The following is a 26,612-nucleotide window of genomic DNA, read 5'->3' as shown; positions in this document are numbered from 1 at the left end:
CATAATGAGAGCATTAGAAAACAGAAAGTAAAATACAGAGAGTTTCACAGAATCAGATACGCAAAATACATTACTAAAAGGGGAGAAATCGGATAATCCTAAACTAGCGGAACTGTATAAGTCCTCACCGCAGATTAAAGAACTTTTTAAGCGTGTGTCAGAATTTCAGAGATATGATTAATGGGAACACTTATGATAAGGATATTAGAAAGTGGATTGAAAAAGCGAAGGCAACACGGAATATGGCACTGACGAACTTTGCATATGGTATTGAAAAAGACTGGGAGGCAGTACAGGCAGCTATTGATATCCCCTTCAGTAACGGATTACTGGAGGGGACAGTGAATAAAATTAAAGCGGTAAAAAGACAGATGTACAATAGGGCAGGAATTAAACTACTGAGAGCGAAGATTATTTATTCACAATAGAAGAAGTACCACCAAATTTGACGAAGAACCAGAAATCTTTTTCAGGGAGAAATAAAAGTAAGTTCATAATGGTGCAGCATTGAATTATTTTTTGGCGGAGTTATTCTAACACTTAATAGTTCAAAAGCAGATATTTCTTTGACCAAAAGATAGAACTAATGATGAATTAAAAGTTGCAATTATGGTTTTCTTCCCACAACAAACGGGAAAAGTCAGAAGAATCATGTACATTTGTAATCCGAAAACTAAAAGAACATCGCAATGAAAATATTTCCAAGCAGCAGTATCAAGAAATTGGACGCTTATACCATTGAGAACGAACCTATTGCATCAATCGATCTGATGGAACGTGCAGCAACCGTATTAACAAAAGCCATCACAGACAGATGGAATACGGAAACGCCGGTCACTATCTTTGCCGGACCGGGGAATAATGGCGGAGACGCTCTCGCCGTAGCCCGCATGATGGCTGAAAAAGGATATAAAATCGAGGTATTTCTCTTCAACACGAAAGGAGAACTTTCACCCGACTGCCAGACCAATAAAGAACTGGTAGAAATGATGGAAGAAGTAAAATTCCACGAAATCAGTACCCAATTCGTACCTCCCGTCCTGACGCCCGATCATCTGGTAATCGACGGATTATTCGGTTCAGGCCTGAACAAACCGTTGAGCGGTGGATTCGCTGCCGTAGTGAAATACATCAATTCCTCCCCTGCCATGGTAGTAGCCATCGACATTCCTTCCGGACTGATGGGAGAAGAAAATACATTCAACGTAAAAGCTAATATTATCCGCGCCGACGTAACTTTCAGTCTGCAACTGCCGAAGCTCGCCTTTCTTTTCGCAGAGAACACTGAATTTGTCGGAGAATGGGAAGTGCTGGATATCCAATTAAGCGAAGACGGTATTGAAGAGATGGAGACTAACTACGAAATGTTGGAAATAGAAGAAATCCGTTCACTCATCAAGCCACGTAAACAGTTTGCCCACAAGGGGAACTTCGGCCATGCACTATTGATTGCCGGTTCAAAAGGAATGGCAGGAGCCTCTGTTCTCGCTGCCCGCGCCTGCCTCCGTTCGGGAGTAGGGTTGCTGACTGTTCATGCACCAATGTGCAACAACGACATCTTGCAGACCTCCATACCCGAAGCAATCGTAGAAACCGACATCAACGAAACCTGTTTTGCCGTACCTACCGATACGGACGACTACCAAGCAGTCGGCATCGGCCCGGGACTGGGACGAAACGAGGAAACGGAAGCTGCCTTGTTGGAGCAACTAGAACACTGCCAGGCTCCTGTTGTGGTGGATGCCGACGCACTTAATATCCTCGCCAACCACCGTCATGCCCTTACCCACCTGCCGAAGGGTTCCATCCTCACCCCGCATCCGAAAGAACTGGAACGTCTGACCGGCAAATGCCAGGACGCTTACGAACGTCTGATGAAGGCTTGCGAACTGGCCCGTGCCGCCCATGTCCACATTATTTTAAAAGGAGCCTACTCCGCCATCATCACCCCCGAAGGTAAATATTTCTTCAACCCAACCGGAAATCCGGGAATGGCAACCGGAGGTAGCGGTGACGTACTGACCGGAGTAATCCTGGCGCTGCTTGCCCAAGGTTATCCCACCGAAGAATCCGCTAAAATCGGCACTTACATTCACGGATTGGCGGGCGATGTCGCTCAAAAGAAGCAAGGAATGATCGGAATGATCGCAAGCGATATTATCACCTGTCTGCCGACAGCATGGCGACTTGTAAGCGAATAAAAGTTAAGAACTTACAGTTTTTTCAATAACTTCATTAACTTTGTTTTCAAAACCAGTTAAAAAGAACCGAATATGAAAAAGTTGATTATAGCAGCAGGACTACTTATGACAACGTCCGCCTATGCACAAACCGAAGTACTGACAGGGGTTACCCGAGGAAAAGACTATGGAGTGGTTTACAGTCTTCCCAAAACCCAAATAGAACTTGAAATAAAAGCCAACAAAGTCAACTATACTCCGGGAGAATTCAGCAAATATGCTGATCGTTACCTGCGACTGACCAATGTCTCCGCCGACCCTGAAGAGTACTGGGAACTGACTAGCGTAAAAGTGAAATCCGTAGGTGTGCCCAACAGCGAAACGACGTATTTCGTAAAATTGAAGGATAAGACAGTAGCACCGCTCATGGAACTGACAGAGGATGGCATTGTGAAAACGATCAATGTTCCTTACAGCAACAGCAGTGTAGGCAAAAAAGCCGCTCCCGCTCCCACAGTCCTCCAAAAGAAAGCAAATCCTCGTGAATTCCTGACCGAAGAGATTCTGATGGCTAGCTCTACCGCCAAGATGGCCGAACTGGTGGCTAAAGAAATCTATAACATCCGCGAAAGCAAAAATGCCTTATTGCGCGGACAGGCTGACAATATGCCTTCAGACGGAGCACAGCTTAAGATTATGCTCGACAATCTGAATGCACAGGAAGAAGCCATGACGCAAATGTTCTCCGGCACCTGCAACAAGGAAGAGAGAACATTCACTGTCCGCCTTACCCCTGACAAGGAATTTAACAATGAAGTTGCTTTCCGCTTCTCGAAGAAGTTAGGTGTAGTTGCCAACAATGATTTGGCAGGAACTCCGTTTTATATCAGTCTGAAAGACCTGAAATCGGTCAAGATACCACAGGAAGATGGTAAGAAGAAGAAAGATTTGGATGGAATCGCCTACAACGTACCCGGACAAGCTATGGTTACATTGACCGACGGCAAAAAGAAACTTTACGAAGGTGAACTTCCTATTACTCAATTTGGTGTGATAGAATATCTGGCTCCGGTTTTGTTCAACAAGAATTCTACCATCAAAGTTTATTTTGATCCGAATACGGGAGGATTGCTCAAAGTGGACAGAGAAGAAGGGAAATAGAAAAACGAGAAAGTGAACTTCTAAAAAACAAAGAATATGGTTGGTGAAGGACATGCATTCGACATGATACGCCGAATAAAAGAGGGACGGGAAGCTTCCCGCCTACGTCGTGAACGTGCTAACGACAAGTTGAAGCATTTAAACCGTGCAAACGAACCTTATCCACTACCCAATACCACTCCCGAAGAAATGGAACGTATCATCCACGACTCGGAGAAAAAGAAAGAGAAAGACAGCAATTATTTTGTTTGGGGAACGCTTATTATCATGGGAGTCCTGATAGCAATTGCCGTCATACTTTGGGCTGTATTTATCAAATAAATAATAATAAATTCACCACAGAGGACACGGAGGACACAGAGGTTTAATCTTTTTTATTCACTATAGAGTAACACAGAGTCTCACGTATTGAGAATCGTATTTATCGCTCTGTTTTACTTGCGGAAAGAGAGAGAAGAACTCTGTGTCCTCCGTGTCCTCTGTGGTGAAATATAAATTCCTATTTATGCGACTGGTATCACCAGTTTTATAAATCCATCTTTCTGCATTTGAGAAAGATAAGCCGATACACGCGACTCGTAGCCCTCTTCATTTTGAAAATGGTCTGCGAGTTTTTCTATAATCTCACGAACATTGCGTTTTCCATCTATCAGTTCCCATACAGCCGTACCGTGTTCTTCCAATTTCACATGAAGTTCTTTCGACATTCCTTTCGGCACAAGGAAGCGTTGCATCCACGGATATTTAAAACGGGGAAAGGAGAGCACAATTGTCTCCCCTTCCCTTTCTGCTGTAATATGTTCACTGCGACAGGGAATGACCTCTAACAGGTTGATTTTCTCTTTGGCAGCCATACTTCTTATTTTTTATTTCAGAGTATTCATACTGATACCCTTTTGTTTACACCTTGATACAAAATTCCTTTGTTACTTTAGGTATTGAATTTCCCAGTTACTTTTGGATATTCGCCTCTTCCAGACCGTATCCCTTCTTCTTGTTCTCTGCCTTCAACATCAAAGCCACAATCAGAGCAAGTACACCAAAGAGAGCAAAAATAGTCATCGGCAACGTGTAGTCATAAGTCTGTGCACCGTCTACTACCGGACCTTTGCAATAAGTATTCAACACCCATCCGATCAACAAAGGAACACCCATCAATCCCCAGTTCTGTACCCAGAAAATCAATGCGTATGCGGTACCCAACTGTTTTTCCGGAATAATCTTCGGAACAGACGGCCACATAGCTGAAGGCACCAACGAGAAGGCAAATCCCAATATAATCATGATGATAGTAGCAAACCACCATATATTCAGTATAGGCAGAGCAAACATCGTATGCACAAAAATAAGCATCACTGATCCGATTATCATCAATGTGGCTCCCTTACCGATACGGTCATAAAGCGAACCGAACAACGGAGTCAGGATAATCGCACCAATCGGCAACAATCCGGGAATCGTTCCCGCCAACTTCGGATCTACGTTATATTTCTGCACCATCAAGTCGGCAGCATACTTGATAAAGGGGAATACAGCCGAGTAGAACAATACACATAGTAATGCAATCAACCAGAATCCTTTATTGGTAATAATATACACAATATCTTTCATACGGAACGGTTCTTCCGGTTCCAATCCCTCTGCATCCAAAGAAGCATCCAACTTCTTATCATAGAAAGTATAAAGGAAAAAAGCAATCGTACCCACGCACAACATAATCAGACAAAACAAAATCGGAGCAGGAATATTTGTATGGAATGTGCCACTCTCATCCGTAGATCCGAAAAAGTCTGCCAAAGGAACTGTCAATACCATCGCCAGAGTTGTTCCGATACGTGCCGTAGCCATTTCAAGTCCCATAGCCAATGCCATTTCCTTGCCCTTGAACCATTTCACTATAATCTTGGAAACAGTGATACCAGCAATCTCCACACCTACACCAAAGATAGCATATCCCAATGCAGCCAACGTCACCTGTGTTTTAAATCCAAAGAGCATGGCACCTTCCGGAAAAGTAGTAGAAATCGCATAGTATTTCAATCCACAACCAAACACCATCAATAAGCAAGCTCCCATTCCGGTGAAACGAACTCCCATTTTGTCCAAAATGATACCACCGAAGATCAGCATCAACAAGAATACGTTAAACCAACCGTAAGCGCTTGTGAAGAATCCATAATCAAGACTATCCCATAATAGTTCTTTCTCAAGCATGGGTTTTAGAGGAGACATTACGTCGGTGAGGAAATAGCCGCATAGCATAGTAAATGCGACCAATGCTAGAACACTCCATCGGAGTACGGCGGAGTCATTCAATTTCTGTTTCAAATGTTCTGTCATTGTTATATTTAAAAAAGTAGTTAATAATCTTATACAGCCAACAAAGGTAGTTAAATCTCGTTTGTTTCTATCACAAAGAGATTGTTTTTACAAGAAAAAGTTAAGTGCGGATTACACTGACCACGCGGAACATTGAAAATCCGTGTAATCTGCGTAATCCGCACTTAAATATCAAAGAAATGCAGCATCCGTCTGCACCTTCCCATTAATGGTTTTACCCCAAAGTCTTACCTGACGACGGAGTGAATTACTCTGCTGCAGGAGCAGGAGTTTCAGTAGCCGGTGCCGGAGTTTCTGTAGCAGGTGCATTGGTAGCAGGAGCTTCAGTTTGCGGCGCAGCCGTACCTGCGGGTAAGTTATACGGGTTAGTCTGTTGTTCTTTCTGTGCCTGTTCCAACACTGCATCTTTAACAACTGCAGAACGAGGAACTACATAAGCAGTAGCAATGCTCATTACAACCATAAAGATGGCCAGGCCCCATGTTGCTTTTTCCAGAAAGTCTGTAGTCTTGCGTACGCCCATGATGGCGTTAGATGAAGAGAAACCAGAAGCAAGTCCGCCTCCTTTTGAGTTCTGAATCAGCACGATGAAACACATCAACAAGGCTGCAATAACCATTAAGATAACGAATAATAAGTACATTTTTAGTTATTTTGAATTAGCGTTAATAATCAATTTCTCCAAAAATCTGATTTGGTCTGCAAAGTAAGCATTTTTTTTTGGATATTTCAAGCTTAATTTTTTAATTATTTCAAGAGCTTTTGAATATCGTTGCTGTTTAACATAGATTTTTGCCAAAGTTTCCGTAAAACAGCTGTCATCTTCCTCTTCTTCCTTCATCGTTTCTTCTTCGGTAAGTTCGTCCGAAGAGGTTGGCGAAGATGGCATTTCTTCTCTTAAAGGTTTCATGCAGAGGGGAGAGTCGCTCTCGCTCTTTTCTATAAAGTCGTCAATCAGTTCGAAGCCTTTGAGTTTGGGCGTTTCTTCAGCCGGCTGTTCCGTGGCCGGAGTCTCCTCCAAAAGGAAAGAGGTGTAATCCATCGAATAGTCGAAACTGGTCCGGGCAGTCATCTCTTCGGGTACTGTGGACAAGAAAGCGTCGATCAATGCTAATGTGCGGTCTACGGACGGTTCGTCTTTCAGCACCTCCGTGAGAGGTACTCCCTTTTTCCGTGCCTGCACATCATAGCGGTCACCTTCAATCAACCGGAACAACTGCCGTCTGTCTGCAATGTAAAGAACTGCTTTCCGCAGTTCTCCACCGAAACTAATATCATGGAGAATATACAGATTCTTCAGATACAGCAGACGAAGTGACTGAAAATACGGATACCTCGCAAGAAGATTGCGCAGTTCGTACAAAGTATCCCTATTCAGCGTCTCGGGATGCTGAATCCATTGTTGAAAGTTAACAGAAGTCATTTATATTACCAGTTTGCTACAGTTGCATTAAAAATTTGGTCGGTGATCTCTTTAGACATTTCAGCAATCAATCCGTCCTGTACGGCAGTCAACAACTGGGTAGAGTCGTAAGTACGGAACGCAGAAAACTGTTGTTCAAAGTCTTCGGCATGATTGGTGTTGTTGACAAAACGCACATTGACGGTGATAGTCAACTTCGTCTCCGAAGAATAACCGTCGGCAGATACTGCCTGATTGTACTGATTGTAACCTGTGATTTCTCCGTCAATCTGCAAGTCGGCATTTTGACTCGGCTTGAGCAGTTGCAGACGGGTCTGCCGGATGAAGATATCTTTCAGGTCCTCATTAAACTTGGTTGCCAACGGAGCATACACATACTCCGACTTGATCGGGAAGTCGGCTATCGAAATGGTCTTTACCTTATCATAATTGATAGACGATCCGTTAAACTTATAGGAAACAGTGCACGCAATGACTACCAACGGCAAGCCGAACAGTAACAAAGGGCGTATTATTTTCTTAATCCAATTCATATTCTTTTATTTTTCTATAAAGTGTACGCTCGGAAATATTCAAGTCCTTGGCCGCACTCTTCCGCTTTCCGTGATGCCTTTCAAGTGCTTTGCGTATCATTTCTTTTTCCACTTCGTCCAGTGACAAAGGAGGTTCTTCTACATATTCTTCCGTGTCTTGTATGTCGTCATCATCCTTGCAAACCGCAGGCTGCATGGTATGAATGATCGCAGGTACCGAAGGCTGGTGTGTCGTCACTACCGGAGTAGTAACCACCGTTCCCACTTGTCCTACCTGCCCCACCTGTCCGGCACGTTCCGCCATCAGGTTGTGCACCATCTTCTTCAGCTCCGCCACTTCCTGGCGCATATCGAACAGAACAGAATAAAGAATCTCCCGTTCGCTCTCAAAGCCTTTACTCTCACGCGTTCCCATCAGCGCGGGAAGACGTTGCGTATTTTGTGCGGGAAGATAATTCTGCAAGATAGCAGCAGAGATCTCCCTGTTGGTTTCAATGATAGATATTTGCTCGGTGATGTTCTTCAACTGACGAACGTTGCCGGGCCACGGGTAAGCCAATAACTCTTTCTTCGCATCCTCCGTCAACTGGATAGCAGGCATCCGGTATTTCTCTGCAAAGTCTGCGGAAAACTTACGGAACAACAAAAGTACATCGTCACCACGTTCACGCAAAGGCGGTATTTGGATAGGCACCGTATTCAACCGGTAATATAAATCTTCACGGAAACGTCCTTCTGCAATCGCTTGTGTCAGATTGACATTGGTAGCTGCCACAATACGAACATCCGTCTTTTGCACTTTGGACGAACCTACTTTTATAAACTCGCCACTCTCCAACACACGGAGCAAACGCGCCTGGGTAGGCATCGGCAACTCCCCTACTTCATCAAGGAAAATAGTACCACCGTCGGCTTCGCCAAAGTACCCTTTCCGTTCGCCAATCGCACCGGTAAACGCACCCTTCTCATGCCCGAACAGTTCGGAATCAATCGTGCCCTCCGGAATAGCACCACAGTTGACAGCAATATACTGTCCGTGCTTCCTCCGGCTATATTGATGAATAATCTGCGGAAAACTTTCTTTTCCGACTCCACTTTCTCCGGTAATCAGCACAGACAAATCGGTAGGAGCTACCTGAATGGCAACATCTATGGCGCGCGACAATGCTTCAGTATTTCCAATAATACCGAAACGCTGTTTCACTTGTTGTATCTCTGCTCTCGTCATCACTCGTTTTTAATCTTCGTCTACTGTATCCAGCTTCAGTTTATCACTATCGTCACGTTTCTCGTAATACTGTTTACGCAACGGATTGGCACGAGCCACTTTTTCCCGCTGACGATTACGGAACACATCGATGGCAACATAGATTGCCTGACGGAAAGAATCTTCACAAGCCAATCCCTTGCCTGCAATATCGTATGCCGTTCCATGAGCCGGAGAAGTACGTACTACCGGCAGGCCTGCCGTATAGTTCACCCCGTCTTCCATAGCCAAGGCCTTGAACGGAGCCAGCCCCTGATCGTGATACATCGCCAGGATACCGTCAAAATGAGTATAATTGCCTGAACCCATAAAGCCGTCGGCCGCATAAGGACCGTAGCAAAGGATTCCTTTCTCTTCCATTTCTTTCATGGCAGGGATAATCACTTCCTGCTCTTCCATTCCCAACAAACCACCGTCTCCGGCATGAGGATTGAGAGAGAGCACCGCAATACGCGGAGCGCCGATACCGAAATCCTGTTTCAGGCAACGATGGAATATCATCAGTTTCTCCTGAATCAGTTCTTTGGTAATCGTAGTCGCGATCTCTCTAACAGGGATATGTGTCGTCGCCAAAGCCACCCGGAAGTCATTCTTCATCAAAATCATCAATGACTTATCACCATTGCCCAGACGTTCTTCGATATATTCCGTATGTCCGGGGAAGGAGAACTCTTCCGACTGAATCGTATGTTTGTTGATCGGAGCTGTTACGATAACGTCTATCAACCCTTCGCGATATTCTTCGATGGCACGTTCCAAAGCCCCCAGCGCAGCTTTACCGGCTTCAGGGTCGGGTTTGGAAAATTCCACTTTCACCTCATCTTCCGTACAGTTCACCACGCTCAAACGGTTGTACCCCGCTTCGGTAGCAGAGTTGACAATGCTAAAATTGGCCTGTATATCCAGCGCTTTGCGATGATAAGCCGCTACTTTCGGTGAGCCATAAATGATCGGAGTACATAGTTCCAACATTGTAGGGTCGGAAAATGTCTTAAGAATCACCTCATAGCCCACCCCGTTAATATCTCCTTGGGTGATACCTATCCTTATCTTGTTATCTTCCATGTTTTTATTTATTAGTTTGTTCCGCTTCCTTAGATGCTTCTCCCAATGGAATCTGCTTCTGCTGAACTTCATTCGGAAGTTTCAGTGTATACAGAGATGCTTCCATCTGGCGTACCAGGTTGCGTTTCATTTTATCAGGTGAATAAACAAATATTTCTGCTGTAATAATTCGTTGGTTTTTCTCGTCCAGACGAGTATGAGATACATACGGGCCACCCATAAAGTCGCCCTTCATACGCCACAGGCCACGTGCTTCCATTGTGTAGCTGTTCTGTACATTGATCGGACGGACATCGGTCAGCAAACTATCGGTCGACATATAAACGCCCTCCTTGAATCCGGGGATATTGGCTTTCATCACGGAGTCACGTTTGTGCACAAAATATTCTTTGGTAAACGTATCCTTGTCAGTGTACGGATAAGAGTACATCACAAAGTTACGGTCGGCAGTACCTGTGTTGGTAGAAGCCCAGAAGAAATCATCCCCGGTCTTTGAATTAGCCAGTTCGGCATCCACCCAGATGTCGCATCCGAACAAACTGTCCACTTTCTGCGAAATGAAATTACTGTGTTTCCCTTCTAGAAACGTAATCTGACGGTTCATTTCCGCACGGGTAAAGAAGTCGACAATCGTCTTTTTGTTCTCTTCCACAAACTTCTCAAACTCTTCTTCGTTCGGAGCCTGGATAGTCAATATCATCTGCGGATTGGCATACACGTCCTTCGCATATTTGAACGAGGCTTTCGTATATATATCCTGTATATCTACAATAATAATGTTACGTATCAACTTCAGCGTAGAATCATAATCTTTCGGCGAAGTATACATAATCCGGAAAGAAGGTTCCGACTGCGGCAAACCGGGCATATCAGCATCGAGCGCATCATGTAAAGCCCTTCCGGCAGCACGATCCCAAACACCGTGATCTACTACAACCAAAAGCTCGTAAGCACGACCACTAGAGGTGTGATTTCCTTTCAGACCACAAGATGCAACGACAAAGGCTACCAAAGCGATGCATAAAATAAAAGAGTACTTTTTCATGATGTTCGGTTTTATATATTAACTTTCATTATTTTTCTCCTGTTTCGCTGTCGACAGCATACCGCAAGCGGCAAAAATATCTTCGCCCCTGGATGAACGGATAGTGGTGAAAAGTCCGTGTGACGTCAGATAATCACGAAAACGGGTCATCGTATCCATGTCCGCCCCCTCGAGGTCTACCCCCGGTATGGCATGAAAACGAATCAGATTCACCCTGCAATCCAGCCCGCGAAGAAGTTTCAGCAACTCTTTGGCATAGACCTGCGAATCATTGAGCCCTTTAAAAACAATATATTCAAACGAAAGTCGACGTTGTTTACTAAAATCATAGTTTTTTAACAGTTCCACCATTTCGGTGATTGAAAACGCCTTTTCCGCCGGCATTAATTCAGCACGCTGAACGGTCAGCGGAGAGTGAAGGCTGATGGCAAGGTGGCAGTCATTTTCTTCGATAAAACGCTGCAATCCTTTCCGTAGCCCGACAGTAGAAAGCGTGATACGCTTCGGACTCCATGCGTAACCGTAGGTAGCGGTCAGTAGTTCCAATGCCTTCAATACCTCATCCAGGTTATCGAGCGGCTCGCCCATTCCCATCATTACGACATTAGTCAGTTTGTCCCGTTCCGGCAGCGAATGAATCTGGTTCATGATCTGGCTGGCGGTCAGGTTAGCGGTATATCCCTGTTTGCCGGTCATACAGAACTTACAGTTCATCTTGCAGCCTACTTGTGACGACACGCACAGCGTTGCCCGGTCATCATCCGGTATATAAACCGACTCTACAAAATGGTTCTCACCCACTTTATAAAGATACTTCACCGTACCATCTACAGAGCGCATTTCATCTACCGGAGCTTCCGCTCCCACCTCATAGTTCTGCTTAAGCAACTCCCGGTGTTTCAATGACAAATTAGTCATATCATCAATCGAGGCCACCTTCTTTTCGTAAAGCCAGGATGCAATCTGCTTAGCAGCAAAGCCGGGCATACCCAGTCTTTTTGTCAATGATTGAAGCTCTACAAGAGTCATTCCTAAAAGGGGATATTTAGACATTCTTCTTTCTGTTGATAGTTTATATCTGCAAATGTAAGGAAATAAAGTCGATTTCCGTATAGTGGGAATGTAAAAGTTAACAAAAAAGGGAAGTATGCCTCTGTTATGATTCAACCACGCTGATATATTGAAGTAGCTTTTGCGCCATTTCAGAGTCCTCGCCATTCTTTTCCACTTCATAACCGTACGCCTCACGGAAACAAGCCAGCGCCTCTTCCCGTTCATTACAAAAGCTGTGCAAAACCCCTAAGTTTTGACAAGCCAGAATCGTATCTTCTTCCTCCCATCCCAGATACTTCTTTCGCAGTTCGAACTCTCTGAAGAAAGCCTCTTTCGCCATTGGATAATTCTCCAACTTCACATAAGCCTGTGCTTTGTAATAATATACCAGACAGGAAACATTAGGGTCAGCATCATCGTGAATATCCAAAGACGTTGCAATACGAATCACGTTATCATAGTCTTTATTCATGTAATACTGCTGCATAATATCACATCTCAATGCCTCGTAGCGGACAGTCAGTTCGGCCAGGCGCGGTTTTTCGCTGAAATACATTTCGTGCAGAAGAGACTCACGGAAGAATAAAGTAGACGCCTGCTCATCGCCACGTTCATCCATCATCCGTTTGAATTCCCTGCATAGATAATACAACTGTTTATGACAAGCGACGATCTGTTTTTATTATCTATCTGTATAGCAATGTCCAACGCCTGATTCATCAGCATCCATGCTTCATCGTATTGTTTGATATAATAAAGACATTTACCCTGCATACGCAAGCATTTAGCCACTCCACCGGACAGTCTGCCATTCAATGACTCGTGCATTTCAGCAACTTTCCGGAATTTCTCGGCAGCACTCTCTTCCTCATCCTTATAGTAATCACAATAAGCCAGATATTCGGAAAGTTCAATGACTTCTGCCTGACTCTTCTCGTCAGCAGAAGCTGCATGATAATCAAGCGCCCTATTCAGATAGATCACTGCTTCATTGTATTGCTCATTGTAGTAATATGCCAGAGCTAGATTTCGGCAGGTGTTGGCAATCTCCAGTTCCGGAGTCGGTACAATGTTTTCCTGCATCACCAATGCTTTCAGGAAACAGTCGCATGCCGTTTCGTATTCTTCATTACGGGCATATCGGCATCCCTCATTCATCTTCAATACCGACTTGGCAATGAGTGGCATAGCAGCACCTTCCATACTCTTCTCACTCACAGCAGCTGCCGCCTTCGTCAGATGGAAAGAACTGCTCAAGAAAGTAGCCATATCATTAGCAATAACAGGAATTAAAAAAGAATCGATCTCATCAAAGTCCAATTCGGCATAGACTTCAGGCGTAACTTCAGGATTGTCGTTCATGATCGCTTTCCAGCTATCTTCCAACAAAGAACGATTCGTGCGATACAGAATCTCGAAAATCTCCACATCACAAATCCAATCCTTCAATATATCCCATTCTTGCATCTTATAGCATTGATAGGTAATCTCCACTTTATAGCGATACGAATCATGGTAGCAGAACTGTTTCATGCGATAGTTATAATCGGCAAAAGTCAACGGATGGGAAAGGATTTCTTCCTCATCCAGCAGAGCGGAAATAATTTCATGGCGACTATCATCTATACATTCGTCATCTTGAGCGAAATAGCGTTCGATCGCCTCTACCATTTGTGTGTCACCAATGCAATATCGTCCTCCTTTGTTGGTGAGCCAGCTGCTCATTTCCACTCTCAACTGCGACCAAAGTATCTGATTAATGTCTGCCATGCTCTTCACTTCATCTTCGGTAAATCCTTCTAAAGTAAGTGAAAGCATCAGAAGCGTTCTTCCAATCTCTTCGAAACCATAATCAGCCGACAAACGCCGTAGCACACTGTCATAGAATTGCCCAACCTCATTGAGCCGACAATATCCACGCATATATTCATTGAGAGCATCGTACTGACCGAACGAAACCAGCTCGTTGAGCAATACACTTAAACAGCGCGGTTGTTTAGCCAGCACCCACGAAGCAAGAATATCTTCCTGCTGTGCAGACAAAGCCTTGGAGTAAGTAGACAAATATTGCTTTGAGAACGACTTGGCATCCGCCTGTGAAAAGCCATTCAACTGGAAATGAGCGTAGCCATTCTGAACAAAGGGCAGGTAAGCAGTGGATGACGCCGAAAAGCTCAACACGACTTTCACATTCGGGGGAATAGATGCAAATAAAGAAAACAGGGATGCTTCAGTCGGATTCAGATAACTGATGTCATCAATCAACAGAATGATAGGATATCTTGATGCACCCAGCGCGCTCCACAACTGACTGAACTTTTGGATAGAATTCAAATCCTCTTCAATCTCCTTGAGGTTTCGAAGTGTGTTCCCTGAAAAAGTGTTCAAGCCAGCATCTCCCATCAAAACCGAGTTTTTCACGGCGTCCATGATGGATTTGGCAGTGCTTTGGGTCGAGTCCAGTTCTTTTGAAACTTCCGCCGCGAACAAATTTTCTTCACCCAAAGATTGATGCTTGAGTGCGTTCTGGCATTTGGAAGCTAACATTCTCGCCAACGTTTCCGGATAAGAAGACAATGTAGTACTATCCAAGCGATGATAGATGGGAATCATCGGCATATCATTGTTCACCAAATCGCTCCAATGAGCCAACAAAGCGCTCTTGCCAAGACCGCAACCGCCCGTTACCACCAGACACCGCTGTTCATCCGCCGCCAAAAAATCAGCAAACGCCTGATCTGCTTCAGGTATTGGGTGATAGTTGAATAAGAGTTCATTGCGCGTCAGTTGTTCTTGCAATGCTTGATTATCTTCAACGGTCAGTACATCCGGAAACTCCCGTTCAAGCAATTCCGTGAAAGCAGCTTCCACAAGGTTACACAACTGATCGGGCGAATCATACTCTTGCACAGGATAACGATCCTGTTGCAAAACACTCTCTTTCAGACGTTTCAGTTTAAGAGACTCCTCTTCAGGGCAAGACAGTTCATCATCTGCCGACTGTTTTATATAAAAATAGGCATGTAACGGATTGGGATTGCGCAGTACACCAAACTGCATTTCAATTTCCGTCACACTCAAATGGTGATTCAAGTCATCTTCTATCCAACGATATTCCAAGCTGTCATTGAGAGTTTGAGATAAATCTTCATAACTGGGACACCATCCATAGCGGTCGCCTACCATACCAATGAAGAAAGGCCGGGAGTTAACGATCTCTTTCAGGCATATTTCAACAACCTTGCCGCTTTTTGCATCTTCTTCTGTGATTCCCCAACGCAAATCAACCAATGAAATGGTGGCACCACGGCTGGCAGCCTTCACTTGCAAACCCTTAAAGAGTTTGACTAATGCAGAACGTTCCATCTCCATGTCTCTGAACGTTGACGAAAGGAATACACGGATAACACGTGAATTTTCAGCGGGAACTGAATACTGGGCTAGTTGTTTAGTCATAATATAGATTCGTATTAGTTAATGAAGTATTTCGCAAAGCCAATTGATAAAGATTGGCAAGATATGGAAATTTAATCAGATAACAAAGACCATAAACAAAAAAACGACCACAAAAAAGGCACGGATTACACGGGTTTCGCGGTTCCCTCATAAGTTTAAACCGCGTAAATCCGTGTAATCCGTGCCTAATATCTATTACTTGCTACTTGTTTAGAAGAACAAGAAGCGTGTATCTTTTACGTTTGCTTTCAGATACAAATCATTCATCAGACGGCTGGCAAAACGTGCGTGCATGTTAGTCAGCGTAGCTTCTTCAGCTTTTGCGTCGAATGTTTCGTTCAACTTGTCTCTACCGTATACTTGCAATACAAATACTCCGGCGTTACCTTTAATAGGAGCACTCAACTGATTTTCTGGAGCAACAGAAGCATAAGCACCTACCAACGGTTCGCTGCTACGCAATGCTGATACATAAGCAGGAGCTGCAAAAGTAACCATCTTCAAAGAGTCGCTGACTGCATTAGTCATCTCTTTGTACTGGTTGAATGAAGTTGCATTGGCAGCTTTCATGTCAGCCATGATCTTTTCAGCTTTCTTGTCTTTCACGATTTCAGCTCTCAACTGATCCTGTACTGCTTTCAACGGACGATATCCTTCCGGCTTAATGCCTACCAGACCTACTACCATCATGTGATCGCTTTCGCCACATTCGTACAAGCCGGAAACATCACCCGGTTTTGCTTTATCAAATGTCCATCTCAAAGCCTCTTTTGTACCTCTCACACCACCGATGTTATGTTCAGAGCTACTCAAGTCCATTCTGTCGAGCAGTCTGTAACCGGCTTCTTCAGCGTTAGCTACCATCTTTTCTACACTAGGATTAGCTGCGATAAACTGACTGAAATCATTATAAGCACGGTTGTAAGTTTCTTTGCTGAACTCTACTTCACGCTTGATAACAGCTACTTTATATTTGTCTTTTACAGATTTCTTGTTCGTTACCTGAAGAATTACGTTTGCTTGTCCCATCGGCAAGTTTACCAATTCGTTCACACCTGTATTGTTGATAGCAGAGATGAATTTCAGGTTATCGCCGTCTATCTGTGCACCTTCGTACTGTGCAGAAGTTAGCCAGTTTGCATCACCAGTCTGACCATATTTCTTTGCCAGATCAGCAAAGTTAGCGCCACCTTTGATCGCGTTGTAGATACTGTCAGCCAAGGTCTTTGTCTTCAAAGCATCTTCTGCGTATACCTGAATCTGACGGAATTCGACAGAATCGGCAGCAGCAGCTTTAGCTACAATTTTGAAAGAGTTGATTGTATTGTCGGCTCCGTTATAGTAAGGACCATAAATAGCACCAACAGAAGCAGAGTCCAAACGTGCAACTACGTCTGACGGGAAAGCTGTCTTGTTATAGAACAAGTCCACATAAGGAGCTTCCGAGCCAACCGAACGGATAAAAGAAGTATAATCATCCGTAGTAGTAGCCAACTGTGCAGTAGCTTCGTCTACTTCTTTCTGGATAGCAGCTCTGTCTTCAGCACTTGCAGTCACTTGTACATCAATGTACTTGATGTCACGAGTTTCCTGATATTGCTTGAATTGTTCTTTCTTCTTGTTATACAAGTCTTTCAGTTCCGATTCTTTCACTACGATTGTAGAGTCCACTACAGAAGAGTAAGGAATACCAGCCATCAACACGTTGTACTGGTTCACTCTTGCATCGAAAGCGTCCTGTGCTTCCACCGGATTGGAAAGAAGAGCTTTAGACACCAATGCCTGATACTTTTCTGCCAGACGGCTCTCGATCAGAGTTTTCTGAATGAAAGACCAGTATTTATACATGTTATTGTATTGTTCAGCATACTGTGCCGGCATTTGTGATTCGCTCATCTTGGCATATTCCACGAGGAACTTGTTCAACATATCCTTGTCGAAGTTTCCTGTTTGCGGATTCTGGAAAGGAGTTTGTCTCAACAAAGGATGAACGCCTGCTTTCAGGATGTCCTGGATTTCAGCAGCAGAAACAGTCAGTCCCAGTGCTTTTGCTTCTTTTTCGATCAGTTTATTGTTTACGTAGGAACGCCATACTTCATCGCGCACCTGATTGGTTTGTTCGTCATTCAAGGCGGTCACCCCACGCATGAGTTTCACCACTTCGGTATATTCTTCTACCAAATTCTGATACTCTTGAGCGGAAAGAGCGTCTCCGTTCACCTCACCTACGTCATGTGCCTGATGCGGCTGCATCACCTTCCATGCGTCACCCGCAATGAAAGCAAACAGCGCCAAGCCGATAACAATCACCAATAGAGGTCCTTTCGACCTAATGTTTTGTAACGTTGCCATTTTGATTAATACGATTTATGTTTATTATTATTTCTTTCTTTTGTCGTTTTAGCGCACGAAGATACAAAAAATGCTAATATGCATCTATTTATTGGCTAAAAATTTCTTGATTATCGTCATTATTCCAAGACTTTTAATCGCACGAGTTCTATTTTTGTCGCTGTGACCTTAATTATCTTGAATTGATAACGTCCCACCCGCACCACTTCATGCAGCTTCGGAAAACTCTGATATTGGTTCAGAATCAGTCCTCCTACCGTCAGATAATCGTCCGATTCGGGCAAATCGAGTCCGAACGTCTCATTGACTTTTTCTATCTCCAAGCGGGCGGACAACACATACTCGCGTTCATCAATCTGCTTGCTGATATAGGAAGTATTATCGTGCTCATCTTCTATATCTCCAAATATTTCTTCTACCAGATCTTCCAGAGATACAATACCGGACGTACCGCCAAACTCATCCACCACTACGGCAATCGTTTTCTTTTGCTGCATAAAGAGCTTCATCAGTTTATTGGCGGACATGGTTTCGGGCACAATCGGCACTTGCTTCACATTCTCATGCCAGTTTTTCGGAGCACGAAACATTTCCGACGAATGAATATAACCCACCACATTGTCGATATTTCCATCGTACACAATGATCTTGGAAATTCCGGATTCGATGAAGCGGCTTTTCAACTCGTCCAGCGAAGTTGTCAGATCAACAGCCACCACTTCGGTACGCGGAACGATACAGTCGCGGATTTTTATGTTCGAGAAATCCAAAGCATTCTGAAAGATTTTCACTTCCGTATCCAGTTCCTCCTCATTCTCGGCATTATCAATACTGCTTTGCACGAAGTAGTCCAAGTCGACTTTTCCAAACGCTCTGTCGGATGCATCCTTGTTAATCTTCATTCCAAAGACACGAAGGAATAAACAAGACAAACCGGAAGCCAGTTTAGAAATAGGATATAGAATGACGTAACAAATAATCAGTGGAATGGCAAAAACATTCAAGACCAGATTGGGATTGATTTTGAAGATTGTTTTCGGCAGAAACTCTCCGGTCACCAGAATAATAAGGGTAGAAATAACGGTCTGCGCCAACACCATCAGAAAATGATTATCAATGAATCCCGCCAGCAGATTGTCGCCGATAATCTGTGCCATCAGGATACCATAGATGACCAGGGCGATATTATTCCCCACCAACATGGTAGAGATAAATTCATTCGGGTTCTTGAAGAAGATGGAAAGAATGCGGGATGTAATTCCCCCCTTGCGTTCCATCTCAAAACGCAGTTTGTCTACCGACACAAAGGCAATCTCCATTCCTGAAAAGAAGGCGGAGAAGACCATGGTGATAATTAGAGAGATATAAATATTCATAGTTTATTTCACAGAATCTTTTCGCACTGAATCCGGCAGCGCTTTTGTTTCCGGTTGGGGCGGACCACCTGCTTCCTCATCCACATAGAAAATACCTTCGATATTATGGATGGTATATATGGTCATTTGCTGGTTCGAGTCGAATCCATGCCCTGTAATAATTCTGTCCGGTTGTTGAATACGTATAAACTTGTCGGAATATACCTTTTGGGTAGCTTCGTTCCAGTACAGCAGTTCCGTATTAAAACGCTCTCCTTTCCGGTTCTGTATATCTACGTTCCCTATCAGCTTCCAAAGCCTTTCTTTGTCATAATAGTAGGCAGTATCCGCTTTGATACTGGCTTCTATATGAAAGATAGAGTCGAACTGTTCCAGATATACGCCCTTCTCAAAGGCCCAATAGGATGGTTTCTTACGGTCGTACACCGACCATTCTTCCGTATTCACTCTGTAGCGTGTCACTCCGGAATCGGAGATAAGGGTGGTGACTCCCAATGTTGTCATCATCGGAAGGGAATCACGTTCCGTGATAGCCTCACCCATAGCTTTCTTCTTTCCGCCACAGGAAGATAATAAAAGAAGCATAACAATCACCCCGAAGGTGATTGTTATGCTCATGCTTTTATGCAATAAACGGTTTCTTCGTTTTCGCAACATACATTTATCTAATCGTTGTAGTCTCTCCTATCCAACCGCCGATAGTGATGCGGTCGCCTTGCTTGTAACCTAACATAAATAGGTCTTTAGCTTGCGGAGTATGACCAGAATATCTACCGATCAATTTGTTAGCTTCTTCAGCTACGCTCGGATCCACTTGTTTTGCACGTTGCAGTTTGTCAATCACTGCAAAGTAAGTACATTTGTTCAAAGCAGGTTCGTCGCTCCAGTTGGGACTCATTGCATAAAGATTAGCAATCAGGATGTATGGAGCACCGTAGTTTTCGTTAAAACCAATTGCTTTCTGGCAATATGTTCTTGCTTGAGACAGCTTTTTGGCAGAAGCCAATACTGCTGCGGCAGCGTATGCTTTTTCAGCTTTCTTCACATTGTCTGTTTCCAGGTTCACTGCTTCGTCAAAGAATTTCACAGCACCGTCAATATCACCTTTCTTAAATGCCTGATAAGCACATCCGGTAGCAGCTTCTGCTGTCGGTTCCATCTTGTAAGCATAGTAAGATGCTTGCAAATAAGCTTCGCTTTCAGTACATTTCATCATTTTCATGATGTCGATAACTTTCTTCAAGTAAGCCAAGTCAGTCTGGTTAGCTTCTACTTTCGGTCCATAGATGTTTTGCAGTGATTCGCAATCAGCTGTTCCACTGTTTACAAACAAAGCCACTAAGTTATCCTTGATACCCAGCAAAGGTTTCTTCTTTGCTTCGCTGGCTTCAGCAGCAATAGCAGCGTCTACATATTCAGAAGCAGCCAGATAGTCCTGAATGAACTGTTCTTTATGATTCGGATCCGTTTTCAGTTTATCCAAAGACATTTGCAGGAAATAGAAGATAGTCGCACCTGCCGATTCGCCTTTCACTGCATTTACAGACTGACTCAACCATTGATAAGCCTGATTCACATCAATCTTCGGAGCAAAAGCGATATAATCTACTGCTTTGATACCCAGAGCTTCGTCGGCAGAAGACACTTTTGTACCTTTAGCTAGAAACTCATCTGTGTATTTAATACGCAAGTCATGCGTATTCATCAGTTCATTAAAATATTTCTGATAATCTGCATTATTCCGATCCTTGATTTGTCCCATCAAGCCTTTCAGAATCTTATATCCGTCAGTAAAGGTATAGAAACGAAGCGTCGGACAGTTTTCCAACACAGCTTTCCAAGGAGTATACGCATCTTTAAAATTACCAGCACGCACAGCTTCATGCGAGATACTACTGTTCGAGTTACAGTTAGACGCATCCTGTGCTACCACAGTGGTTGCTCCTGCCGAAAGGAACAACATAGCCACAAGCGTTTTAATTTTCATTGTATCTAAATTTTAGTTGTTATTATAAGTCGTCTATTCTTTCTTACATTCATCTCATTACTCCACTCTGCGTTTGAAGAACCAACGTTCGTTGAACGTCAATCCGATGCTCACGCGGAAGATGTTTTCATTTACAAAAGCCGATTCCTGTCCACTGATACGGACAAATTGTCCGCTGATGCTAAGAATGGAACGGGAACGAGGCACAGGCAGACCGAAACCGGCAGTTACGCCATATTCACGGGTAGCCTCTTTGCCGCCGATCTTATAATACGGAGTCGTATAATAAGCTCCCAGACGGTATTTAATATGGGATAAATAGGAACGTCCCATCAAATTAGGAATGTATTCCGCACCCACTGATATTTTATGACGATCGCAATACGTATATGTTTCATTAAAATCCTCACGTACAGCTTCATCTGATGTATTTACGTCAAATTTCGTTTTTGACCATTGTTGCAAACTATAATCCAGACCAACAGTCAGGCGTTTGTCATAGTTATATGTAAATCCGGCGCCAAATGTATTAGGAACTTCAAACGTTGCATCCGGTTTCAATGTTGTAGTAGAAACCGCTGTACCCGTAGAATTTGAAACCATTTGTGTCGTTACACTATAGTCATTACCCAGTTTCAACTTCGGAGAATATATAGCTCCAATTGTCACTGAATGTTTTTTATTAATATCGAATGTATATTGTGCTCCAAAATCAAGTTTATAGCTCGACACTGACGCAACCGACTGGTGATTATAATTATAAGCACCTGATACACTTGGGAAATAAAGGACACGTGTCCGATTAATATCTCCCCAGAAATAAGAAGCATTCACACCTACCGAAAGGTTTTTGAGCACTTTCACTCCCACTCCGGCATATAATTGATGCAAACCTCCATCTCCGGTATAGCTTCTGGCATAATCAGCCGTATTACCGGTAGTAGGATCTGTTGCAGCCTGTGTATCCGACACTGAATATCCCACATTGGAGAACGGCAATAATCCGATACTCATCGCTATCCTCGGATGCAAACGAAATTGCATAGCCAGATAGTCAAAACTGGAGTTTTTAGCGTTCAGTTTCACACCGCTACCGCTAATATTCATATTTTGCAGACTGACACCTCCTTCAAAGAGGAATGTCAATGAGTCAATGGCTGTATACGAAGCAGGATTCAGCGGATTGATCTGTGCTCCATCCCGAAGTCCAAAAGCAATTCCCCCCATCGCCCTGCTGTTACCGAAACTCTGATCGGACAAGTCGCCATAGCCATATCGTGTATAAGGAGAGTTTGTATTATTTTGAGCGATTGCCGTTCCGGTAACCATCGTGAGCAAAAGCGCACAAAGTGTGTGTTTAAATCCTACCATTATTATAGTTTAAAATTCTATTTAATCCTTTCAACACTAAAAATCTATCTGCAAAGATGATACTTTTTACGCTGCTATCAAAAGAAAAATCATCTCCACCCGTTAAAAAAACCAAAAGTTCAGGATATTTATGCTTCATAGACTCAATATAACCTGAAATTTCGTATTCCATCCCTTTCATCACTCCGGCACGTATAGCCGTTTCGGTGTCCCGTCCCATCGGGAGTTTGCGCCCGTTGGTGTCTACCAGAGGCAAACGTCCTGTAAACTGATGAAGTGCTTTGAAACGCATCTGCATACCGGGAGAAATATTACCGCCATGATACTGACCTTTTGAGTCAATAAACTCATAAGTAATGCAAGTTCCCGCATCAATCACCAATATATCCCGATGAGGAAACTGCTCATTAGCACCCACTACGGCAGCCATACGATCATATCCCAATGTTTCGGGAGTTTCGTACAGGTTGACAACCGGAAGCGGAGTCTGATGATTGAGCCAGAGCAAAGGAAACGGCAAAGCTGCCAAATCAGCTAATACCTTTTCGCTTAAATCAATGACAGTAGCCACAATCCCCTGTTCAACCGGATATTTGGAACAAAAAGCCTTCAAGCAACCCAGCGATTGATTGGATTCAGCTACTATATCCACGATTTCTCCGCCGTCGAAGAAAGCAATCTTTGCCTTTGTATTTCCTATGTCGATTATTAAATTCAAATCTTTTGGTTCTTTAGCGGGCGCAAAGGTAAAGTAAAAAAAGAAAAGTTGAAGCATAGAAGAGGAATTATCTTCTTTTTTCATTTTAGAAATCCCCAAAAACAAAAAAATCGAACTATCTATTTTTAAATAGATCAATTATCTTTTATTGTTTATTATGTATTCCACTTTGCGTTCGGCAGTCTTTTTTTATTACATCATAAACAACTAATAAGCAACAGATTACAAGAGAAAAACAGCGTTCCAAAAAGTGTTCCACTATTTTGTAACCGATTTTCCGTTCAAGCAGAAACATTATTTCACCCAAACAGAGGCTCCATTTAAAGAAAACAGCGCCTCTGTTTAAGCCATATAGAGCCTTTATTCTGATAAAATAGAGGCTCCGTTTTCCCGAATCCAACTATTCTTTCTATATTTGCCACCGAAATAAAACGAACCAGCTAATGAAACGGTTTTTCTCATACACCATCCTCTCCTTCTTCCTGTTGCTTCTGCCCACCGGACAAGCATCTGCCAACAACAACGACTCCATCCGTTTGAGTCTGTTGACTTGTGCCCCCGGAGAGGAAATATATTCCCTATTCGGACACACTGCCATCCGTTACGAAAATCCTTCACAAGGGATTGACATTGTATTCAACTACGGACTGTTCAGTTTCAACACTCCCAACTTCATCTTCCGCTTCTCGCTCGGAGAAACAGACTACCAACTGGGAGCAACGGATTATGAACGTTTTGCAGCTGAATACGCATTTTTCGGACGCAGCGTATGGCAGCAAACGCTGAATCTGACCGATGAAGAAAAGACAGAACTAATCCGGTTATTACAAGAAAATTATCGTCCGGAAAACCGGGTATACCGTTATAATTTCTTTTACGACAATTGTGCTACCCGCCCCCGGGACAAGATAGAAGAAAGCATTGCAGGAAAAGTGATTTATCCCGCAGAACCACAGGATGGCTCCCTCACTTTCCGCGACATTGTACATCAGTATTGCAAAGGACATCCATGGGCACGTTTCGGCATTGATCTCTGTATCGGAAGTGAAGCCGACCAGCCCATCACACAACGTCAGATGATGTTTGCCCCTTTCTACCTGATGGATGCTTTCGACGGTGCACAAATTAAAAGCGATTCTATCCAGCGTCCACTCATAACGGCCAACGAGCTGGTAGTCGATGCCACTCCCGAACCGGATGAAAGCGGCTGGATGCCTACTCCGCTTCAATGCACCTTACTCTTATTTATATTGACAACCGCCGCCACCATCTATGGAATCCGCCGGAGAACCGGATTATGGGGAATCGACCTCTTCCTTTTTGGGATAGCAGGTATTGTGGGATGTGTCCTTGCATTTCTCGCGCTCTTCTCCCAACACCCGGCAGTCAGCTCCAATTTCCTATTATTGGTATTCCATCCGGGACAACTTCTTTTCTTGCCATACATTATATATTGTGTCCGAAAAGGGAAGAAATGTTGGTATTTAACCCTGAATCTGGCAGTTTTAACACTTTTTATAGTGCTTTTTCCTGTAATTCCGCAAAGATTTGACTTTGCTGTTGTACCTTTGGCACTCGTTTTGCTGATACGTTCAGCGAGCAATCTGATTGTGACATCTAAAAAGAAATAATGAAAGGACTACTAACTTCCCTCATCACCGTACTGACTTTCACCGGGCTACAAGCCCAGTCACTGCCTGCCGCCCCTAAATTAGTGGTAGGGCTGACGATTGACCAATTACGTACGGACTATCTGGAAGCATTTTCGTCACTCTACGGCGAGAAAGGCTTCAAACGTCTTTGGAAAGAGGGAAGAGTGTTCCATAACGCCGAATATACCTTCTGCGGTATAGACCGCGCTTCTGCCATAGCGGCTATTTATAGCGGTACGACGCCTTCCATGAACGGAATTATTTCTCAACGCTGGATGGATGCCTCTACCCTTCGCCCCGTCAACAGCACAGACGACACGGCATTTATGGGGTATTACACCGACCAGACTGTCGCCCCCACCAAACTACTGACTTCAACCATTGCCGACGAGCTTAAAATAGCGACACAAGGCAAAGGACTCGTATATGCCATTGCACCTGATTGCGATGCCGCACTTTTTGCAGCCGGACATGCCGGAAATGCAGCTTTCTGGCTCAATCCCAACACCGGAAAATGGAGTGGAACCACCTATTATGGAGAGTTTCCGTGGTGGGCAAGCCAATATAACGACCGTCAAGCGATTGATTTCCGTATTGCCGGTATGACATGGGAACCCATATTTCCGCGGGGCATGTACACTTTCCTGCCAGATTGGCGGGATATGCTCTTCAAATATAAATTCGATGATGACCGCAGTAATAAATACCGCCGCTTCATCGCCAGCCCTTTTGTGAATGATGAAGTGAATGCGCTTGCCGAAGAAGCATTGAACAAAAGCTCCATCGGCATGGATGACATTACTGACTTATTGGCACTCACTTACTATGCTGGGAACTATGCGCACAAATCCGTACAGGAATGTGCCATGGAAATACAAGACACCTACGTGCGTCTTGACCGCAGCATTGCCGACCTGCTCGAAGTTCTTGATAAGAAAGTAGGACTGCAAAATGTGCTTATTTTCGTCACTTCCACCGGATATATAGACAGCGAATCGCCTGATTCGGGATTGTACAAAGTGCCCGGCGGAGAGTTTTACCTCAACCGTTGTGCGGCTCTATTGAATATGTACCTGATGGCTACGTATGGCGAAGGAAAGTATGTGGAAGCTCACCATAACCAGCAGATTTATCTGAATCATAAGTTATTGGAAAAGAAAGAACTGAATCTGGCAGAGATCCAACAAAAGTCAGCAGAATTCCTGATGCAGTTCAGCGGAGTGAACGAAGCCTATTCGGCTAACCGGCTATTGCTGGGTTCATGGACTCCGGAAATCTACAAAATACGTAACGGCTACCACCGCAAACGTTCGGGTGACCTCGTAATCGATGTCCTCCCCGGATGGACTATCGTCAACGAAAACGGTGGCGACAACAAGGTGGTACGTCATTCCTATATTCCCTCACCGCTGATTTTCATGGGACATTCCGTGAAACCGGCCATTATCCAGACACCTGTAACCATCGACCATATTGCGCCTACACTGGCACATTTTATGCGCATCCGGGCTCCCAACGCCTGTACTTCTGCTCCTATTACCGACCTGCGGTAAAAATTTACTCACAAAAACAGGGAGCAAAACATAAATAAATCAGCATTTTAATGTAACTTTGCGGAGATTATTCGTCACAT

Annotated in this window: 21 protein-coding genes and 1 pseudogene; 6 read left to right on the top strand and 16 right to left on the bottom strand. The window is 43.9% G+C overall.

What is annotated here, in order from left to right; genetic code table 11:
• Positions 1–173: 173 nt before the first annotated feature.
• The 4 genes from HMPREF9010_RS26635 (at position 174) to HMPREF9010_RS03835 (ending at position 3,662) form a co-directional block, all read left to right on the top strand.
• A complete protein-coding gene (locus HMPREF9010_RS26635; protein WP_032536597.1) occupies positions 174–428 on the top strand; it encodes a transposase in 255 nt (84 codons plus the stop codon).
• 261 nt (positions 429–689) lie between these two features.
• The gene (locus HMPREF9010_RS03825; protein WP_008651014.1) at positions 690–2,201 is read left to right on the top strand and encodes a bifunctional ADP-dependent NAD(P)H-hydrate dehydratase/NAD(P)H-hydrate epimerase; all 1,512 of its coding nucleotides are present in this window, start codon (positions 690–692) and stop codon (positions 2,199–2,201) included.
• Between the two features lie 72 nt (positions 2,202–2,273).
• Entirely contained in the window at positions 2,274–3,341 is a 1,068-nt protein-coding gene (locus HMPREF9010_RS03830; RefSeq protein WP_004301894.1) for a DUF4831 family protein, read from the top strand.
• A 36-nt stretch (positions 3,342–3,377) separates the two neighbouring features.
• Positions 3,378–3,662, top strand: a complete 285-nt coding sequence (locus tag HMPREF9010_RS03835) for a hypothetical protein (protein ID WP_004301893.1) — start codon at positions 3,378–3,380, stop codon at positions 3,660–3,662.
• Positions 3,663–3,844: 182 nt separating this feature from the next.
• On the opposite strand, the gene HMPREF9010_RS03840 is transcribed toward HMPREF9010_RS03835, so the two are convergent.
• From HMPREF9010_RS03840 to HMPREF9010_RS03915, 16 genes and pseudogenes are all read right to left on the bottom strand, one after another.
• Positions 3,845–4,195 carry a PqqD family protein gene (locus HMPREF9010_RS03840; RefSeq protein WP_004301892.1) on the bottom strand — a complete coding sequence of 117 codons (351 nt, stop codon included), beginning with the start codon at positions 4,193–4,195 and terminating at the stop codon, positions 3,845–3,847.
• A gap of 97 nt (positions 4,196–4,292) precedes the next feature.
• Positions 4,293–5,681 (bottom strand): MFS transporter, encoded by a 1,389-nt coding sequence (locus HMPREF9010_RS03845; protein WP_004301891.1) that lies wholly within the window; start codon positions 5,679–5,681, stop codon positions 4,293–4,295.
• Between the two features lie 247 nt (positions 5,682–5,928).
• Positions 5,929–6,324: a preprotein translocase subunit SecG gene (gene secG, locus HMPREF9010_RS03850; RefSeq protein WP_008651012.1), complete on the bottom strand. Its 396-nt coding sequence runs from the start codon at positions 6,322–6,324 to the stop codon at positions 5,929–5,931.
• A 6-nt stretch (positions 6,325–6,330) separates the two neighbouring features.
• On the bottom strand, positions 6,331–7,104 hold the full coding sequence (locus HMPREF9010_RS03855; protein WP_008651009.1) for a hypothetical protein: 774 nt from the start codon (positions 7,102–7,104) through the stop codon (positions 6,331–6,333).
• A gap of 5 nt (positions 7,105–7,109) precedes the next feature.
• Positions 7,110–7,637 carry an LptE family protein gene (gene lptE / locus HMPREF9010_RS03860; RefSeq protein ID WP_004301888.1) on the bottom strand — a complete coding sequence of 176 codons (528 nt, stop codon included), beginning with the start codon at positions 7,635–7,637 and terminating at the stop codon, positions 7,110–7,112.
• Positions 7,624–8,865, bottom strand: coding sequence for a sigma-54 interaction domain-containing protein (locus HMPREF9010_RS03865; RefSeq protein ID WP_004304664.1), 1,242 nt, complete (start codon positions 8,863–8,865; stop codon positions 7,624–7,626). The genes lptE and HMPREF9010_RS03865 overlap by 14 nt, the downstream gene beginning before the upstream one ends.
• A 9-nt stretch (positions 8,866–8,874) precedes the next feature.
• Positions 8,875–9,969, bottom strand: coding sequence for a 4-hydroxythreonine-4-phosphate dehydrogenase PdxA (gene pdxA / locus HMPREF9010_RS03870; RefSeq protein ID WP_008651008.1), 1,095 nt, complete (start codon positions 9,967–9,969; stop codon positions 8,875–8,877).
• A gap of 4 nt (positions 9,970–9,973) precedes the next feature.
• Positions 9,974–11,014 carry a DUF4837 family protein gene (locus tag HMPREF9010_RS03875; RefSeq protein WP_004309802.1) on the bottom strand — a complete coding sequence of 347 codons (1,041 nt, stop codon included), beginning with the start codon at positions 11,012–11,014 and terminating at the stop codon, positions 9,974–9,976.
• An 18-nt stretch (positions 11,015–11,032) separates the two neighbouring features.
• A complete protein-coding gene (gene rlmN / locus HMPREF9010_RS03880) occupies positions 11,033–12,067 on the bottom strand; it encodes a 23S rRNA (adenine(2503)-C(2))-methyltransferase RlmN (RefSeq protein ID WP_008017001.1) in 1,035 nt (344 codons plus the stop codon).
• Positions 12,068–12,170: 103 nt separating this feature from the next.
• Positions 12,171–15,523: pseudogene (locus HMPREF9010_RS03885) on the bottom strand (DUF4062 domain-containing protein).
• Positions 15,524–15,733: 210 nt separating this feature from the next.
• Positions 15,734–17,875, bottom strand: a complete 2,142-nt coding sequence (locus HMPREF9010_RS03890; RefSeq protein WP_008651007.1) for a peptidylprolyl isomerase — start codon at positions 17,873–17,875, stop codon at positions 15,734–15,736.
• A 119-nt stretch (positions 17,876–17,994) separates the two neighbouring features.
• Entirely contained in the window at positions 17,995–19,251 is a 1,257-nt protein-coding gene (locus HMPREF9010_RS03895) for a hemolysin family protein (RefSeq protein WP_004304660.1), read from the bottom strand.
• Positions 19,252–19,254: 3 nt separating this feature from the next.
• A complete protein-coding gene (gene lptC / locus HMPREF9010_RS03900) occupies positions 19,255–19,869 on the bottom strand; it encodes an LPS export ABC transporter periplasmic protein LptC (protein ID WP_004304659.1) in 615 nt (204 codons plus the stop codon).
• Between the two features lie 43 nt (positions 19,870–19,912).
• On the bottom strand, positions 19,913–21,238 hold the full coding sequence (locus HMPREF9010_RS03905) for a hypothetical protein (protein ID WP_008651006.1): 1,326 nt from the start codon (positions 21,236–21,238) through the stop codon (positions 19,913–19,915).
• A gap of 57 nt (positions 21,239–21,295) precedes the next feature.
• Positions 21,296–22,609 carry an OmpP1/FadL family transporter gene (locus tag HMPREF9010_RS03910; protein WP_004309811.1) on the bottom strand — a complete coding sequence of 438 codons (1,314 nt, stop codon included), beginning with the start codon at positions 22,607–22,609 and terminating at the stop codon, positions 21,296–21,298.
• The gene (locus HMPREF9010_RS03915; RefSeq protein ID WP_004325018.1) at positions 22,596–23,384 is read right to left on the bottom strand and encodes a type III pantothenate kinase; all 789 of its coding nucleotides are present in this window, start codon (positions 23,382–23,384) and stop codon (positions 22,596–22,598) included. The genes HMPREF9010_RS03910 and HMPREF9010_RS03915 overlap by 14 nt, the downstream gene beginning before the upstream one ends.
• A gap of 386 nt (positions 23,385–23,770) precedes the next feature.
• Here HMPREF9010_RS03915 and HMPREF9010_RS03920 point away from each other — a divergent pair, with 386 nt between their 5' ends.
• Together HMPREF9010_RS03920 and HMPREF9010_RS03925 are read left to right on the top strand one after the other, a co-directional pair.
• On the top strand, positions 23,771–24,958 hold the full coding sequence (locus HMPREF9010_RS03920; protein WP_008651003.1) for a DUF4105 domain-containing protein: 1,188 nt from the start codon (positions 23,771–23,773) through the stop codon (positions 24,956–24,958).
• On the top strand, positions 24,958–26,532 hold the full coding sequence (locus HMPREF9010_RS03925; RefSeq protein ID WP_004301873.1) for an alkaline phosphatase family protein: 1,575 nt from the start codon (positions 24,958–24,960) through the stop codon (positions 26,530–26,532). The genes HMPREF9010_RS03920 and HMPREF9010_RS03925 overlap by 1 nt, the downstream gene beginning before the upstream one ends.
• Positions 26,533–26,612 lie beyond the last annotated feature (80 nt).

The sequence above is a fragment of the Bacteroides sp. 3_1_23 genome (assembly GCF_000162555.1).
GTDB lineage: Bacteria > Bacteroidota > Bacteroidia > Bacteroidales > Bacteroidaceae > Bacteroides > Bacteroides ovatus.
The sequence above is the reverse complement of the archived record's forward strand: the minus strand, read 5'-3'. Positions and strand labels throughout refer to the sequence as shown.

What these genes read in the sequence shown, in the direction of transcription:
- HMPREF9010_RS26635 (WP_032536597.1), top strand. Translation starts at nt 174, where the DNA reads ATGATTAATGGGAACACTTATGATAAGGATATTAGAAAGTGGATTGAA.
- HMPREF9010_RS03825 (WP_008651014.1), top strand. Translation starts at nt 690, where the DNA reads ATGAAAATATTTCCAAGCAGCAGTATCAAGAAATTGGACGCTTATACC.
- HMPREF9010_RS03830 (WP_004301894.1), top strand. Translation starts at nt 2,274, where the DNA reads ATGAAAAAGTTGATTATAGCAGCAGGACTACTTATGACAACGTCCGCC.
- HMPREF9010_RS03835 (WP_004301893.1), top strand. Translation starts at nt 3,378, where the DNA reads ATGGTTGGTGAAGGACATGCATTCGACATGATACGCCGAATAAAAGAG.
- HMPREF9010_RS03840 (WP_004301892.1), bottom strand. Translation starts at nt 4,195, where the DNA reads ATGGCTGCCAAAGAGAAAATCAACCTGTTAGAGGTCATTCCCTGTCGC.
- HMPREF9010_RS03845 (WP_004301891.1), bottom strand. Translation starts at nt 5,681, where the DNA reads ATGACAGAACATTTGAAACAGAAATTGAATGACTCCGCCGTACTCCGA.
- secG (WP_008651012.1), bottom strand. Translation starts at nt 6,324, where the DNA reads ATGTACTTATTATTCGTTATCTTAATGGTTATTGCAGCCTTGTTGATG.
- HMPREF9010_RS03855 (WP_008651009.1), bottom strand. Translation starts at nt 7,104, where the DNA reads ATGACTTCTGTTAACTTTCAACAATGGATTCAGCATCCCGAGACGCTG.
- lptE (WP_004301888.1), bottom strand. Translation starts at nt 7,637, where the DNA reads ATGAATTGGATTAAGAAAATAATACGCCCTTTGTTACTGTTCGGCTTG.
- HMPREF9010_RS03865 (WP_004304664.1), bottom strand. Translation starts at nt 8,865, where the DNA reads ATGACGAGAGCAGAGATACAACAAGTGAAACAGCGTTTCGGTATTATT.
- pdxA (WP_008651008.1), bottom strand. Translation starts at nt 9,969, where the DNA reads ATGGAAGATAACAAGATAAGGATAGGTATCACCCAAGGAGATATTAAC.
- HMPREF9010_RS03875 (WP_004309802.1), bottom strand. Translation starts at nt 11,014, where the DNA reads ATGAAAAAGTACTCTTTTATTTTATGCATCGCTTTGGTAGCCTTTGTC.
- rlmN (WP_008017001.1), bottom strand. Translation starts at nt 12,067, where the DNA reads ATGTCTAAATATCCCCTTTTAGGAATGACTCTTGTAGAGCTTCAATCA.
- HMPREF9010_RS03890 (WP_008651007.1), bottom strand. Translation starts at nt 17,875, where the DNA reads ATGGCAACGTTACAAAACATTAGGTCGAAAGGACCTCTATTGGTGATT.
- HMPREF9010_RS03895 (WP_004304660.1), bottom strand. Translation starts at nt 19,251, where the DNA reads ATGAATATTTATATCTCTCTAATTATCACCATGGTCTTCTCCGCCTTC.
- lptC (WP_004304659.1), bottom strand. Translation starts at nt 19,869, where the DNA reads ATGAGCATAACAATCACCTTCGGGGTGATTGTTATGCTTCTTTTATTA.
- HMPREF9010_RS03905 (WP_008651006.1), bottom strand. Translation starts at nt 21,238, where the DNA reads ATGAAAATTAAAACGCTTGTGGCTATGTTGTTCCTTTCGGCAGGAGCA.
- HMPREF9010_RS03910 (WP_004309811.1), bottom strand. Translation starts at nt 22,609, where the DNA reads ATGGTAGGATTTAAACACACACTTTGTGCGCTTTTGCTCACGATGGTT.
- HMPREF9010_RS03915 (WP_004325018.1), bottom strand. Translation starts at nt 23,384, where the DNA reads ATGCTTCAACTTTTCTTTTTTTACTTTACCTTTGCGCCCGCTAAAGAA.
- HMPREF9010_RS03920 (WP_008651003.1), top strand. Translation starts at nt 23,771, where the DNA reads ATGAAACGGTTTTTCTCATACACCATCCTCTCCTTCTTCCTGTTGCTT.
- HMPREF9010_RS03925 (WP_004301873.1), top strand. Translation starts at nt 24,958, where the DNA reads ATGAAAGGACTACTAACTTCCCTCATCACCGTACTGACTTTCACCGGG.